15 protein-coding genes are annotated in these 14,566 nt (G+C 71.6%); 8 read left to right on the top strand and 7 right to left on the bottom strand.

The window, feature by feature from the left end; all coding sequences use genetic code 11:
- Position 1: 1 nt before the first annotated feature.
- Positions 2-793 carry a class I SAM-dependent methyltransferase gene (locus tag ACWD0A_RS05705; RefSeq protein WP_451294898.1) on the bottom strand — a complete coding sequence of 264 codons (792 nt, stop codon included), beginning with the start codon at positions 791-793 and terminating at the stop codon, positions 2-4.
- 152 nt (positions 794-945) lie between these two features.
- Here ACWD0A_RS05705 and ACWD0A_RS05710 point away from each other — a divergent pair, with 152 nt between their 5' ends.
- A complete protein-coding gene (locus tag ACWD0A_RS05710; RefSeq protein WP_451294900.1) occupies positions 946-2,460 on the top strand; it encodes a hypothetical protein in 1,515 nt (504 codons plus the stop codon).
- Positions 2,461-2,755: 295 nt separating this feature from the next.
- On the opposite strand, the gene ACWD0A_RS05715 is transcribed toward ACWD0A_RS05710, so the two are convergent.
- Positions 2,756-3,175, bottom strand: coding sequence for a hypothetical protein (locus tag ACWD0A_RS05715; RefSeq protein WP_451294902.1), 420 nt, complete (start codon positions 3,173-3,175; stop codon positions 2,756-2,758).
- A gap of 90 nt (positions 3,176-3,265) precedes the next feature.
- Positions 3,266-4,033 (bottom strand): hypothetical protein, encoded by a 768-nt coding sequence (locus tag ACWD0A_RS05720; protein WP_451294904.1) that lies wholly within the window; start codon positions 4,031-4,033, stop codon positions 3,266-3,268.
- Positions 4,034-4,329: 296 nt separating this feature from the next.
- Here ACWD0A_RS05720 and ACWD0A_RS05725 point away from each other — a divergent pair, with 296 nt between their 5' ends.
- Complete coding sequence (locus tag ACWD0A_RS05725) at positions 4,330-4,584, top strand: hypothetical protein (RefSeq protein WP_451294906.1); 255 nt, start codon at positions 4,330-4,332, stop codon at positions 4,582-4,584.
- Positions 4,585-5,053: 469 nt separating this feature from the next.
- Here the strand turns inward: ACWD0A_RS05725 and ACWD0A_RS05730 are convergent, their stop codons facing one another.
- Positions 5,054-5,224, bottom strand: a complete 171-nt coding sequence (locus ACWD0A_RS05730) for a hypothetical protein (protein ID WP_451294908.1) — start codon at positions 5,222-5,224, stop codon at positions 5,054-5,056.
- A 61-nt stretch (positions 5,225-5,285) separates the two neighbouring features.
- On the opposite strand from ACWD0A_RS05730, the gene ACWD0A_RS05735 reads away from it, so the two are divergent.
- The 5 genes from ACWD0A_RS05735 to ACWD0A_RS05755 all read left to right on the top strand — a co-directional run bounded on the left by ACWD0A_RS05735 (position 5,286) and on the right by ACWD0A_RS05755 (position 9,177).
- Entirely contained in the window at positions 5,286-6,515 is a 1,230-nt protein-coding gene (locus ACWD0A_RS05735) for a helix-turn-helix domain-containing protein (RefSeq protein WP_451294910.1), read from the top strand.
- 56 nt (positions 6,516-6,571) lie between these two features.
- Positions 6,572-7,009, top strand: a complete 438-nt coding sequence (locus ACWD0A_RS05740; RefSeq protein WP_451294912.1) for a hypothetical protein — start codon at positions 6,572-6,574, stop codon at positions 7,007-7,009.
- Positions 7,010-7,336: 327 nt separating this feature from the next.
- Positions 7,337-7,798 (top strand): glycine-rich domain-containing protein, encoded by a 462-nt coding sequence (locus ACWD0A_RS05745; protein WP_451294914.1) that lies wholly within the window; start codon positions 7,337-7,339, stop codon positions 7,796-7,798.
- Positions 7,799-7,887: 89 nt separating this feature from the next.
- Positions 7,888-8,697, top strand: a complete 810-nt coding sequence (locus ACWD0A_RS05750; protein WP_451294916.1) for a hypothetical protein — start codon at positions 7,888-7,890, stop codon at positions 8,695-8,697.
- Between the two features lie 87 nt (positions 8,698-8,784).
- Positions 8,785-9,177 (top strand): hypothetical protein, encoded by a 393-nt coding sequence (locus tag ACWD0A_RS05755; RefSeq protein ID WP_451294918.1) that lies wholly within the window; start codon positions 8,785-8,787, stop codon positions 9,175-9,177.
- Positions 9,178-9,230: 53 nt separating this feature from the next.
- On the opposite strand, the gene ACWD0A_RS05760 is transcribed toward ACWD0A_RS05755, so the two are convergent.
- Positions 9,231-10,517, bottom strand: coding sequence for a geranylgeranyl reductase family protein (locus tag ACWD0A_RS05760; protein ID WP_451294920.1), 1,287 nt, complete (start codon positions 10,515-10,517; stop codon positions 9,231-9,233).
- 113 nt (positions 10,518-10,630) lie between these two features.
- On the opposite strand from ACWD0A_RS05760, the gene ACWD0A_RS05765 reads away from it, so the two are divergent.
- Positions 10,631-11,164, top strand: coding sequence for a GNAT family N-acetyltransferase (locus ACWD0A_RS05765; RefSeq protein WP_451294922.1), 534 nt, complete (start codon positions 10,631-10,633; stop codon positions 11,162-11,164).
- Here ACWD0A_RS05765 and ACWD0A_RS05770 read toward each other — a convergent pair.
- Positions 11,151-13,499, bottom strand: coding sequence for a hypothetical protein (locus ACWD0A_RS05770; protein WP_451294924.1), 2,349 nt, complete (start codon positions 13,497-13,499; stop codon positions 11,151-11,153). The two genes, ACWD0A_RS05765 and ACWD0A_RS05770, sit on opposite strands and share 14 nt — an antisense overlap.
- 153 nt (positions 13,500-13,652) lie before the next feature.
- Positions 13,653-14,564 (bottom strand): glutaminase, encoded by a 912-nt coding sequence (locus ACWD0A_RS05775; RefSeq protein ID WP_451295074.1) that lies wholly within the window; start codon positions 14,562-14,564, stop codon positions 13,653-13,655.
- Positions 14,565-14,566: the final 2 nt, after the last annotated feature.

Below are 14,566 nucleotides of genomic sequence, written 5' to 3' on the forward strand. Positions count from 1 at the left end.
GTCACCCCGCGTGGGTGACGCGGAGCTTCGACTGGCCGTGCGGCAGGCGCTCCCAGTCGTCCATGAAGCGGGCGGCGAGGCCGTGGCGCGCGGCCAGCCGTACCAGAGTCTCCGTACGGTAGTAGAAGTCCTCGCCCAGCACCTGGTGCTCATGCGTCTCGGTGCGGTCGTAGGTGAAGTCGAAGAAGCCGCCGGGCGCGAGGATCCGTCCCACGTGCGCGAGGCATTCGTCGATGATCTCCAGCGGCGAGTGGGAGAAGACGCTGTGCGCGTGCACGACCGTGAACGCGGCGTCGGGAAGGAAGTCCAGGGTCAGATTGTCGACGGGTGTCAGGTACGGCAGCTTGTCCTGGAGCCCGTAGCGGACGAGGGTCTTCTTCGCCTCGATGAGGATGTCGGGCGAGATGTCGATCCCGTAGTAGTGGCCGGGCTCCAGATGGTCGATCAACAGCCGGCCGGCCCGCAGGTTGCCGCAGCCGATCTCCAGCAGCCGGTCCTGCGGCCGCAGCCCGTGCTCACGCAGGTAGTCGAACTGCATCTGCCCGATGGCGAGCCAGCGGTCGTGCGAGGGCCCGCCGCCGACCGCCGCCTCCGGGCTCCTCGCGGTGTCGGACGCCATCACCGCCCGGTAGTACGCGACGTGGCCGCCGCGGTGGCGCAGCCGCAGCCACGCGTCCCGGCCCGCCCGGCGCAGATGGGGCACCACGCGGCGGGGATGGCGCATTGCGTACCGCACCTTGTGGCCGAGCCGTGAGCGGTTCACCGACAGGCGGGATGTGCGTCCTTGCTGCATGACGGCCTCCGTGCCATCCGTGGGCTGCCCCTTTCCGGATGCTAACCAGCGGACGAGACGACCGGCACGGGCTCACTCGTTCGGAACGCGCGTTGGTCCGACTGCCGCGCCGGCCCGGGCGCCCGGCCGCACCCAGCGGCATCTTGGCTGCCATGCGGGAAACAGGCGTGATCAACGAGGCACTGACCGGTGCGGCGGGCGAGGTGCTGCGGGGGCCGCGCGCCGGGACGGCCGCCGGGAACGCTCTGCCCTGGCTCGCGGCCGTCTCCGCCGCCTTCGCACTCGTCCACCTCGCGCTGATCGCCCCGGGTCTCGGGCTCGGCTGGGACGAGTCGGTGTACGTCAGTCAGGTGAGCCCGCAGGCGCCGGCGGCGTTCTTCAGCGCGCCGCGCGCCCGGGGCATCACCTTCCTCGTCGCCCCCGTCACGGCACTGACCACCTCCGTCATGGCGCTGCGCGTCTTCATGGCCGTGCTGGCGGGCTGTGGCCTGTTCCTCGCGCTGTGGGTGTGGCGCCGACTGCTGCCCGCTCCCGTCCTCGGCGTCGCGGGCGGGCTGTTCGCCAGTCTGTGGATCACGATGTTCTACGCCTCGCAGGCGATGCCGAACCTGTGGGTCGCCTACGGGGCGCTCGCCGCGGTCGGCTGCTTCCTGCGGGCCGCGCGGAGCCCGGGCGACCGGTGGGCGCCGGCCGGCATGGCGGCGGGGGTGGCGTTCGCCGCGCTGATGCGGCCCGCGGACGCGGTGTGGCTCGCACTGCCGCTCGCGGTCGCGGCCGTGGTGACGCGGGCCTGGCGGTGGCCGCTGCTGCTGGTCCTGCTCGCCGCGGGCGTAGTCGCCGGCTGTGCCCCATGGATCGTCGAGGCGTACGTCTCGTACGGGGGGCTCTCCGCCCGGCTGGAGCGGGCCAGCGAGATCCAGGGCCGGCTGGGCTGGTACTTCTCCGTCGACGATCACGTACGCGCCCTCGACGGACGCCTGCTGTGCCGCCCCTGCGACGTGGCCTGGCGGCACCCCGCGGCCGCCCTGTGGTTCTTCGTCCTGCCGCTGTTCGTGGCCGCGGGCGTGTGGGCCGCCGCCCGCACCCGCCGCCACCGCACGCCGCTGGTGGTCGCGACCGTCGTCGGTGCCGCGCTGGCCGCGCCCTACCTGTTCACCGTCGGCTACGCGGCGCCGCGCTTCCTGCTGCCCGCCTACGCCCTGCTCGCCCTGCCCGTCGCGTACGGCCTCGTCCGGGCGTGCCGGCCCCGGCCGCGCGGGCGGTGGATCGCCGTCGCGATCGTCGCGGTGTTCGTGGCGGTGCATCTGGCGATCCAGTTCCGGGTAGCCGACAGCGCCGCGGACCGGGTGCGGCGCAGCACCGCCGATCTCGGGCGCATCGCCGCCGAACTGCGTGCCCTGGGTGTGCGCCCGCCGTGCGTGGTCAGCGGTACGGAGGCGATCCGCATCGCGTTCCGCGCCGGCTGCGCCTCCCGCCAGCCCTGGGGCCACGACGAGAGCATCACGCCGGAGGAACTCGCGGCCGCGGCGCACCACCGGCCGGTCGCCGTCGTGGTCGCGGACGGGGGACGCCCCCCGGCGTACGCCCGCGCGTGGCCCGCCCATCCGTTGCCCGACCTGGGCAGCCTGACGGGCCTGCGGGTCTACGTCTCGGCCGCGGACCGCTGAGTCCGCCCCTTCGTGACCCGGCACGCGGGCGACGCTCGAACCACCCACGACCGCTCGGCCGCCCGTTCCTCCAGCCGTCCCCCTGTGCCCGCCGGGCGGTCACGCCTTCGGGGTCACTTTGGCAAGTCCGGGTCAGAGGTACTCGGTCGCAGGCGTTCGCATGAGCATGGAGACCTTCGCAGGCCCCGCAGCCCGGGAAGCAGGGCCGCTCCCGGGGGGTTTCGGCGTGGTGGATCCCGCGGCTCCCGGAGGTGACCCGGGCCGCGAGCGCGGCCTGCTCCGCCTGCTCGACGGCTCAGCGGTGGATGTTCGTCTGGTCGCCGCCTGCCTGGTAGATGTGGCTGCCGCCCGAGGCCCTTGCCTCTTGTACCAGCGTGCCGTGGTGTGACCGGTCCTCCGCCGTCGGCAGGAGCGGGGTCAGCTCCTCGTCGAGCACACGGCGAAGTTCCCGTGCCAGGTCGGGATCCTCCCGCAGCAGCCGCTGGAGCCTGCGCTGCCAGTCCGAAGCGAGGTGGCCTTCGGTTTCGGGGTCGTTGCTCTGTCGTGCCTCCAGCACCTCGGCACGTACCTCCGCCAGCTCGGCCTCGACGGCCGGAACCCGCTCCGGGTGGACGCGCCGCCACAACTCCACGGCGGAGGTGCGCGCCTGCTGCCAGGCGTCGGTGGCCATCGCACCGACCAGCGCGGTCGCGGCGGCCGCTGCCAGTGGATCCATGTCAACCTCCGGGAATGACAGTTCTGCATGGTCGTCAATCGGGCTCATGTGGAGAGGCGTGGTACGCGGGCGTCACCGTGTCCGGCCTGTTCATCGGTCCGCGGGCGCGCCGGGTGGAGAACCCCAGACGACCGCGTCGAACTCCACGGCGGGGATGACCCCTTCCGGGATCCGCGTCACCCGGAGGCGGGCGACCCGGCCGCCGTCGGTTTTCACGCACAGGACGGTGCCCGGTCGCACGGGGACGGAGGGAGCGGCGGCGGCTTCGACCGTGCCGGCGCAGGCCTCGTGGTCCGGCAGGTCTCCGTCGGTCCGCCACAGCGACACGGCCCCCTGGCTGCCGGGGTATACATCGAAACCGCCGTCGGCGCCCGACCCGATAACGAGATCGCCGTAGGAGAACTGCGACGGCTTGGTGGGCTGGCCGTCGTCCAGTTCCTTGCCCTCCAGGCCGAGCACCATGACGCCGCTCCATTGGACTGAGGGCTCGGGGCGCGGGGAGGACGGGCTCGTAGTGCCGGTCTCCTCCTCCGGTGCGGCGCTGGGACCGGTCACCCGCGGTCGGTCGCCACCCGTCTGCGGGCCGCCGCCCGGCGTGCCGTCGGGTGAGGAGTCGGGCTGACGGCTGGTGCCATTCGAGATCCGGCCATCGGTCATCGCGTACGCGGCCGCCGCGCCGACGACCGCGGCGATGGCCGCTGCCAGCACGATGCGTCTCTTGCCGTGGGCCCGGGACCGGTCGGCGGCAGCGCCGTCGGCGGGTGCCGCGGCACCGGGGTGGCCGGGCGGGGGGAGGTAGAAGACGTTGTTGTTGCTGCTGTTGGTGAGGTTGAGTTGTCCGCCCCCAGCCTGGTGCACGGAGCCCGATGTCTGCGCTCTCCCCTGCATGCTGACGGCGGAATGGGACTCCTCGGGCCGTCGCTCGCCGCTCGCGCTCTGGTTGCCAGACATCCCCCGCCTCGGCAGTTGCTCCCCCGCTGTCCTCCGTGGGGCAAGCGTATGCCGTCGCCTCGACCGGCCATCGGGCTTTCGTCGAATTCCCCGCCCGCACCGGCGATGTCAACGCCGTCCCGTGCGCCGAGCCGCCGAGCGGGGCCGGACCGTCTGCGCCTGTCCCGACTGCGTACCGAACATCACCCCCCGGCGGCTCCCCAATGGCTCCGCATCAGCCGACCGGAGCGAGAGCGACCGCTGACCCGGTCGCCGCGATGCGGCTGCACCGCACCCTCGCCACCGCCGACGAGTGCCTCGTCGAGACCGAGGGCGACCGCGACCGGCACGCCGCACGCCTCGCCCGCGTGGAGCAGCTCGCCGACAAGCTCGCCGCGATCGTGGGGGACAGCGAGCAGCAGCTCGTCGAGGACATCCGGCGCGCGTGCACGGGCGACGACGAGGAGAGCAGCCGATGAACCGAGCAGTCGCCGCTCACAAGACCGTCGCGGCACTGCGCACGATCCGTGAGCAGTGAGGCGAGCTGCTGCTCGTCGTCGAGACCCCGCCCGCCGATGTGTGGCCCACCGGCCAACCTTGACGCCCTCGACACCGGCCTCGCCGTCGAGCGGATGATCTTCGGTCTCGCCGACACCCTCGCCGCCACCGTCCAGTACGGCGAGCAGGGGCGCAGCACGACCCGCGGCGTTGGGAGTTCGCCGACCCGGACGCCGCCGACATCCGGCACGCGCACGGCAGCAGGGCGCACGGTCTGCACTTCGCGTGCGTGTGGATCGATGGACGCGTGCTCGACGAGGACACCACCCCCGAGCAGCAGCTCGACGGCGCCTTCGCCGAGCCCCTGTTCACTGCGCGGCGAGGATGAGGCCGACGAGGCCGACCAGGGCGCCGATGCTCGGCAGGGGCCATCGGCGATCTTCGAGTGCGTCAGGCGTTGTTCGTGGTGTCGTGTGGCGAGGGCTTCCACCAGGGCGTCAACGACGTGCCGCCCGGCCCCTTGTGCAGCTCGTGCAGAGCCGTATTGAGCTCCTTGTGGCTGCCGCGCAGGTCCGGCTTGCGCAGACGACCGGGGCGTGCTGTCGTTCCAGCGCCACGCAAGACGCCCACCGCGGCTCATGGGTACCGTTCTGAGAGAGCCCGAACGGATGGAGCCCCGCGCATGCTGGAAGAAGCCGAGGAGATCGGCCGCCGTGTTCGCCGCGCGCGCCTGCGCCTGGGCATGCCACAGGCGGACCTCGCCGCCGCCCTGGGGAAGTCTCAGGGGTGGGTGTCCAAGATGGAACGCGGACAAATCGAGATCGACCGTGTTGGCCTGCTCAACGCCATCGCGGCAGAGCTGCACGTTCATCCCAACGATCTGATCGGGCGCCCATACACCAGCAGCCCGGCTGACAATCAGTGGCAGGTCGCCGCCGCGTCCATCTTGCGTGAACTACGCCGCTACGACCTCACGCCGGTATTCGAGGGCAACCCCCGGCCATCCAGCGAACTATGGCACGACATGACCAGGCTGCATCGCCTACGAGACGCCGCCGCCAACGTGGCCATCCTGCGTGTGCTGCCGGACCTCCTGCGTGAGGCGCGTGCGCTCGCCGAGGTTTCCAACGGCCACGAACGCGAAGAGGCGTACGCCATTTACGCCGTCGCCTGCAAGTTCGCCCACACGGCCGCCCATGCCCTCGGACACGCGGAACTGATCACCATGGCCGCAGAGCGTGCGGCATGGTCTGCCCGCCTGTCCAGTGACCCCGTCATGCCCGCACTCGCCGACTGGATGCGCGTATGGGACATGTGGGCGACCGCCGATTGGGACGACTCCTTGTCACTGTCCGACAAGGCTCTCGGCAGCATCCAGGACGACTACGACCGCGGCGACCCTCTCGCCGTCCGTATGTGGGGATCTCTGCACCTGCGCGCCGCTGTGTCGGCCGCCCGCGCGGGCCGCCCGTCGGAGTCCGAGGACCGCATCGCGCACGCCAGCGCCGCAGCCGAACGCATCACCAACCACCAGGGCCCGCCGGTCTACGACCGGCATTCAGTGACGTTCTCACCGGGCAACGTGCAGATTCACGCGATCAGCGTCGCGTTGGAATCCGGCGACCAGACCCGAGCACTCGCGATAAACCGTCGTACGAGTCCCGAGCTGGTCGCCGCCCTGCCCAACTCCCGGCAGGGGCACCATCACATGGACCTCGCCCGGGCCTGGCTGTGGGACGGAAACCGCGACAAGGCACTCGCCGAACTTGAGACCGCCGAGCGCATCGCCCCACAGCTGGTGCGCAACCACCCCATGGCCCGTTCGACGCTGCGGAGCATCGTCTACGCCGAACGCTCCGCGACGCGCGAGAAGCTGCGCCGCATGTCGGACCGGTTCCACCTCGACGGATGAGGGTCGTATTCCTCTGATTCATATTGGGCCCCTGGCGCACTCTTAGCGTCAGGGGCATGACTGGACGAGGAAACCCCCATCTCCCTTCCCAGGGCGGCGAGTTAGGGACCGCCGTACCGTTCTATCCCCGACTCGGCGACCTCGCTCGGGATACCGCCAAGGGCGAGATCGGCGTCGTCGTGGCGCTGCCGGGCGACGGCAGACGGACTTATGGCCTGGTGCCGCCCGGAGGCGGCGACGAGTGGTCCGCCCCCTACGACGGAACAACCCTGCGCCCTGTCCCCGCTCAGGTCACACGCATCAGGCCGCAGAAGCGAGACGTGATGTACGACCAGCGCGCTGAGCAGGGCGGGCTACCTGTCACCGTCCACTACGAGGACGGCGGGACGAGCGAATCCCTGCTCGTGCTCGACCCCGCGCAGCTGGAGCTGTACGCCTACCAGGTTGGGCGCATCCTCGAACTGCGCGACGCGGCACACGGGGGCAAGCTGTGAGCGCCCGCCACGCCTCCGCCCGCTTACGGCGCCTCTCCGATCCTGTCGGGTTCTTCCTCAACGTCCTCTGGGCCATCGGCACGGCTACCGGTTTCACCTGTCTCGGGATGCTCGTAGGCGCCGGCCTCGACAGCCCGCGAGCCGACGGCCCGGCACTGACCATCCCCGACGCGGCCCCGGAAGCGGCATAAGGCCCCCGCCCGCCCGGATGCTTCCTGCTCCCCCTGGGCGGGCGGGGTTCCACCGCGGCCGAGGCCGCCAACCGGGGCCCGCCGCGGTGCGCACCACCACGTCCGAAGCACCGTCCAACACAAGGAGGCACGGAACGTGACCACCACACAGAAGCGCACGGCGACCGACGCGCGGACGCTGATCAGCACGGAACTACGCGAGACCCTGGTCGACAACATGCGCGCCAAGTTCCCACAGCTGACCGAGGAGAAGGCAGACCTCGGCGTCGGGCAGATGCTCGCCTTCCTCGCCGCGTGCGACTACAGCGAGAGGCCGCTCAGCCCCTCGCCCCTCGTGGACGACTTCTGGCACGCCTTCCTGCTCCACACCAAGGCGTATCGGGAGTTCTGCGAGGAAAAGTTCGGTCGATTCCTGGACCACCAGCCCGGATACCTCGACCCGGAGGAGCACGGGGGCGGCAGGGCCCTCCGTGCCCGGACGGTCGACGCGATCACACTCGCCGGGTACGAGATCGACATGGAGTTCTGGCCCGAGCTGGATCTCGCCGAGTGCTCGCAGTGCCACGCGAACTGCTCGGACAGCCCGTTCCATCCCTGACGGTGCCCCCGCCGGCCTCTGGTCTGTGCCACGCTGTGGCCAGGCCGGGGGCCGGCCCCTTTTGTTCGACCAACGCAGGGAGACCGGCGGTGGACCGCATCGAATGGCATGACCTACCAGCTGCAACCCGGACCGCCGTCGAGCACCACACGGGCCCGGTCGAGGAGGCCGCGACCGCACCGCACGGCGTCATGTCTCGACTCGCCTGCACCGTCGACACACGAGCGGGCCGAATGTTCGTTAAGGGCACCCGCCGTGACGACCCACAGGCTTGGGTGTACCGCCATGAGGCGCAAGTCACCCGGAACGCGCCTCGCGCGCCCCACGTCCTCTGGGACGTCGATGCCGGCGGGTGGCTGCTGTACGGGTACGAGTACGTCGATGGACGCTACCCGGACCTGACACCGGGGTCCGACGATCTCGCCCCCCTTGTGCGGACGCTCACCGTCGTGTCCGAGGTGCCATGGCCTGAGGCGCTGCGTAAGAAGCCGCTTCACACACGGTGGGCCGACTTCCTTCCCGAGGATGTTCCAGCCGGGCTGCAGGGTCGAGGACTCGCTCACACAGACATGTCGCCGCACAACATGCTGGTAACCCCCGTCGGCAAGCTGCTGCTACTTGACTGGGCTCTGGCCTGCCCCGCCCCCACATGGGCAGACACCGCGTTGACCATCCCTCGGCTCATCTCCGCCGGCCACACTGCGGAGCAGGCCGAAGCAATCGCCCGGCAGGTCCCCGCGTACAGCGCCGCCGCCCCTGCCACAGTCACCACGTTCGCGCACACCGTCTTCCGCGCGTGGGAATTCTGGGAACGGACTCGGCCACTGCCGCACCGTGCCGCCCTCACCGCCGCCGCCCGGGAGTGGGCTGCCCATCGCGAGAGTGTGCTGTTTCCATAGAGGGCCTTTCATGGGTGCACCGGACGGTTCTGTGTCAGATCGGAAACTGTGGTGCGCACGGGACACCACGTGCGGGACGATTTGCGTATGACCGTAGATACCGGAGAGTTCAACAGGCTGGCAGTGCCTGGCCTGGAGGCTCTGACCAAGCTGCTGGTCAGCGGTGCCGCCGACCATGCTCCCGCCCCCGAGAACCGTCGACCGTTTCAGGTCGGCTGGGGGTTGGTGGCCGCCCTGCATCGGCAGGCCGCCGCAGTGGTCACTCTGCACGGCAAGGGACTTGGCCACGAAGCCGCTCCCAACCGGCGCCTGATGGTCGAGTACGTCGCTCACCTTCAGTGGCTCGTCCGGGATGGCGAAGACGCCGTGGACTCCATGAACAGGGCGCACCAGTTCAAGCACGCCGGTCTCCGCCAGGCTGCGGACGACGGCGGGTACAGGTACGACTCTGGTCGCCGTCGATGCCGTACGTCGGGGTGAGAACGGGCGTGCCCCGTAGGCCACAACTGGCCCAAGCCATCCGGCTTGAATGATCACGAACGCGGAGCCACCTTCGACAGGCCGTTGATGATGCGGTCCATCGCGTCGCCGCCCGTCGGGTCCGTCAGGTTCGCCAGCATCTTCAGCGTGAACTTCATCAGCAGCGGGTGCGTCAGGCCGCGCTGGGTGGCGACCTTCATGACCTTCGGGTTGCCGATCAGCTTCACGAACGCGCGGCCCAGCGTGTAGTAGCCGCCATAGGTGTCCTTGAGGACCTTCGGGTAGCCGTGCAGGGCCAGTTCGCGCTGGGCGGGGGTCTGCCGGGCGTGGGCCTGGACGATGACGTCGGCCGCGATCTGGCCGGACTCCATCGCGTAGGCGATGCCCTCTCCGTTGAACGGGTTGACCAGGCCGCCCGCGTCGCCGACCAGCAGCAGGCCCTTCGTGTAGTGGGGCTGGCGGTTGAACGCCATGGGGAGGGCCGCGCCGCGGATCGGGCCCGTCATGTTCTCCTCGGTGTAGCCCCAGTCCTCCGGCATCGAGGCGCACCACGCCTTGAGCACCTCGCGCCAGTCCAACTCCTTGAAGGACGCGGAGGTGTTGAGGACGCCCAGGCCCACGTTGGACGTGCCGTCGCCCATGCCGAAGATCCAGCCGTAGCCGGGCAGCAGCCGGTCCTCGCCCGGGCCGCGCCGGTCCCACAGCTCCAGCCAGGACTCCAGGTAGTCGTCGTCGTGGCGCGGGGAGGTGAAGTACGTACGCACCGCGACGCCCATCGGGCGGTCCTCACGGCGGTGCAGGCCCATCGCGAGGGAGATGCGCGAGGAGTTGCCGTCCGCGGCGACGACGAGCGGCGCGTGGAAGGTGACCGGCGTCTTGTCCTCGCCGAGCTTGGCGTGCACGCCCGTGATGCGGCCGGTGCGGTCGTCGACGATCGGCGCACCCACGTTGCAGCGCTCGTACAGCCGCGCGCCCGCCTTCTGCGCCTGCCGCGCCAGCTGCTCGTCGAAGTCGTCGCGCTTGCGGACGAGTCCGTAGTCCGGGTACGAGGCGAGGTCCGGCCAGTCCAGCTGGAGGCGCACGCCGCCCCCGATGATCCGCAGGCCCTTGTTGCGCAGCCAGCCGGCCTCTTCCGAGATGTCGATGCCCATCGCGACCAGCTGCTTGGTGGCGCGGGGGGTGAGACCGTCGCCGCAGACCTTCTCTCGCGGGAACGCCGTCTTCTCCAGGAGGAGGACGTCGAGCCCGGCCTTGGCCAGGTAGTACGCGGTCGTGGAGCCGGCCGGGCCTGCCCCGACGACGATCACATCGGCAGTGTGCTCGGTAAGGGCTTCGGTCACGGCGGATTCTCCCGAAGATTCGATTCGATTCGGTTCGATATTGCGTACCGAACGGCACAGGACATGGGCAGTCTATGGGGGCGATCAGTTCCGCCGACCGAAGGGCTCCGTACATGAGCAGCAGGCCGCTCCCCGACATACAGCTGCGCGTCCCCACCGACGAGGACGCCCTGGCCTGGCACCGGGTCTTCGCCGACCCCGAGGTCATGGAGTTCCACGGGGGCAGGCCGGCCGAGCTGTCGGTGTACGAGGAGCTCACCGCCCGGCAGCGCAAGCACGACGCCGAGCGCGGCTTCTGTTTCTGGACGATCCTCGACGAGCACGGAGAGGTCGTCGGCTTCACGGGCGCGCAGCCGTGGCCGCACGAGAACTTCGGGCCGGTCGGCGAGATCGAGATCGGCTGGCGGCTCGCCCGCTCCGCCTGGGGCAGGGGCTACGCCACGGCCGCCGCCCGCACCACGCTGGAGCGGGTACGAGCGGCGGGTGTGGAGCGCGTGGTGGCGATGGTGCACTCCCGCAACGAGCGGTCCATCGCCGTGGTCCGGCGGCTCGGAATGGAGCTCGCCGAGACGTTCACGACCCCGGCGTCGCAGCAGACCGGCTACTGCTTCCGGCTGGAGCTGGCGGACGGCCTCAGCCGGCCGTGAACGTGGCGACCGCCGTGGAGAACACCACGTCCTTGTCCGGGTCCCAGCGGTCGGCGCGACCGGCGGCGAGGATCGCGTACTCGGTGCCGTCGGCGGCGACGAAGGCCTGGTCGATGACGTGGCGGACCAGGCCGCCCTCGTCGGGCTCGGGGATGTGCGTGAACTCCCAGAGCGCTCCCGGGCGGCCCTGGTAGGTGTTCTGCTCCAGCCGCAGGCGCCGGTAGTCGCTCGCGGCGTTCGCCAGGTGCTTCTTCTCCAGGCCGGTGAAGTTCTCGTACGAGCTCATCGGGGTGTTCCGGATGACGCCGATCTGCAGGTACTCGCCTCCGGTGGGCGCCTCGTAGAAGACCTGGCTGCCCGCCTGCCGGCGGGTCCAGCCCTCCATGACCGCCACACTGAACCCGGCGGGGTCCTCGCGCACCACGAAGCCGGCGGGGAGGGTGCCGCCGGGGGAGGCGGGCGGCGAGGGCGACGCCGAGGAGGAGGGCGAGGCGGCGGGCGACGGCGTCGCCTGCGGCTTGGCGTCCGGCGTCTGCGCCGGCGGCGCGGACCGCCGGTCCTGCGTCGTGGGTGCGTGGTCCGTGTCCTGCTGGTCCTGCCAGATCAGCAGCCCGGCCGTCGCCCCGCCGCCGATGACGAACGCGGCGGTGAGCGTCGCCGTCCACAGCAGGACCTTGCGCCTGCGGTCCCCGGTCGCTCCCCCGCCCGGTCCGGCGGCCGGCGGCGCGGTGCCGGACATCGCCGGGGCGCCGAGGTGCACGGTGTACGGGTCGTGCGGACCGCCGCCTGCGGCACCGGCCGCCGGGGCTTCCGGACCGCCCGCCTGCTGGCCGGGCGCGGGAGCCCCGGGCGCGGGCGGTCCCGGTGCGTACGGCGCCGGTGCGGGCGCCGCCCCGGACCCGTACGGCACCGGCGGCGGGGTGTACGGCGTCGCCTGCGCCGCCGGCCACTGTCCAGGCCGCCCGGGCAGGAGCGAACCGACGAACGTCGCGCCGCCCACCCACATCAGCCCGAACAGCAGCGCGTCCGGCACGCTCGGCGCGATCTCGGCGAAGCCCTGGCCGCCGAAGCCGGCCAGCCCGCCCGCCATTTCGGCGGAGACACCGCAGACCCCGGTGAACAGCAGCACCAGCCCCAGGACGAACGCTGCCGCCAGCAGCTGCTCGCGCCGGTCGGCCGAACGCCGCGCCGCCCAGACGCCGATGATCAGCGCCGAGACGGCGCCGAGCGCCACCGCTCCCGCCACCGCCCCGCGGCCCCACACGTCGGAGATCTCGCCCAGGCCGAAGCTGCCGTGCTCGGAGCCCCAGCCGAAGAAGACGGCGTCGCCCCGGACGTCGTACGTCACCGGCACGCCCCAGCCCAGACCGAGCACGGTGAGGCCGATGTTCGGCAGGAGCGGCAGCGCCATCAGCAGCGCCGTACCGTCCACGTCGTCGTTGGCCGCGTAGACGGCGAAGCCGGTCAGCGAGCACAGCGCGACGACGACGGCGAGCGCGCGGACCGCCGTGCCGAAGGCGCGGACCGCGGACCGGGCGGCGGGGCGCTGCGCCAGCCACGCGGCGAGGTCGTCGCGCTGGAGCACCCCGGCCGTCACGACCGCCGAGAGCACCAGCGCGCCGAGCGCCGCGAGCAGCGGTGACGCCGAGACCTCGATGCCCGCGATCCCGGGCTGGGCGAACAGGCCGAGCACGAGGACGGCGGCGGTGACCACGAGCGAGACGCGCACGGCCGCTTCGAGCCCCGCGCCGCGCGCACGGAGCATCCGCGCTCCCGTCCACAGTGCGGCGATCCACAGCACGGTGACGGTCAGCGGGACGAGCGAGAGCGACGCGGTGCCCTGTGTCACGGCCTCCATGCCGGAGTCGGAGAAGCCCGAGCCGCCGGAACCGTCGCCGTAACCACCCGAGGAGTCCCCCCAGCCGAAACGGCCGCCGTCCGAGGAGTCTCCGGTGCCGAACCCGGTCCCGTCGGCGGCCTTCAGCTTGAACCCGCCGCCGAATCCCTGCATCAGCAGCGCGAGGGCGATCCGCAGCCGGTCGCTCCAGCCGACGACGACCTCGTCCTGTTGTCCGTACGACGGGATCGCCAGCGCGGTCGCGAGCAGGAGCAGCAGACCGGTCGGCCAGAGCGCGGCCCGCACCGATGCCGCCCAGTCGCCGCGCAGCGCCCGCCGGAAGAAGGCCGCCACGGGCGAGGGAGCGGCGGGACCGGGTCCGTACGCGGGCGGGGGCGGCACGGGCGCCGGGGTCTGCGCCGGGACGGGAACGTGCGCCGGGACGGGAACGGGCGCCGGCGGGGCGGTCTCGGCCGGCCGCTCCTTGCCGCATGTCATGCAGAAGCGGGCCTCATCCGGGGATGGGGCACCGCAGTGGCCGCAGTACGACGCCATGGGGAGACTCCGAACGCAACGGGTGGGGACGGAAGTTGACGCTCCATGAGGAGCACGTAAGCAACTGACTCATCCTGCCACCCGCCGGTTCCCGCCTCAGAACACGGACAGCCCCGTCAGCGTCGTGAACCTGTCCAGCGCCGCCACCCCGGCCACCGAGTTGCCGCGGGCGTCGAGACCCGGGCTCCACACGCACAGCGTGCAGCGGCCCGGCACGACGGCCACGATGCCGCCGCCGACCCCGCTCTTGCCGGGCAGACCGACGCGGTAGGCGAAGTCACCGGCCGCGTCGTACGTGCCGCAGGTGAGCATCACCGCGTTGATCTGCTTGGCCTCGCTGCGGGTCAGCAGCCGCGAGCCGTCCGCGCGCAGCCCGTGCCGGGCCAGGAAGCGGGCGGCGCGCGTCAGGTCGGCGCAGCTCATCTCGATCGAGCACTGCCAGAAGTAGTGGTCGAGGAGGGCCGGGACGGGGTTGGTGATGTTGCCGTACGAGGCCATGAAGTGGGCGAGCGCCGCGTTGCGGTCGCCGTGCGCGGACTCCGACTCGGCGACCTCGGGGTCGAAGGCGAGGTCCTTGTTCCCGCTCTCCTCCCGCAGGAATTCGAGCAGTTCGCTGCTGGCGTCGCCGGTGAGGGTCTGCAGCGCGTCGGTGACGACGAGGGCGCCCGCGTTGATGAACGGGTTGCGCGGGATGCCGTTCTCGTACTCCAGCTGCACCAGCGAGTTGAAGGGGTTGCCCGAGGGCTCGCGGCCCACCCGTTCCCACAGGCCGTCGCCGCCCGCGGCCAGCGCCAGTGCGAGCGTGAAGACCTTGGTGATCGACTGTGCGGAGAACGGGTGGCGCCAGTCCCCCACCCCGTACACGTTGCCCTGCAGGTCGGCGACGGCCATGCCGAAGCGTTGCGGGTCGACCCCGGCGAGGGCCGGGATGTACTCGGCGGGCCTGCCGCTGCCGACCAGCGGGGCGACGTCCTGCGCGATCTGCTCCAGGACCGCCTGATAGTCCACGG

It is taken from the genome of Streptomyces sp. NPDC002867 (assembly GCF_053591895.1).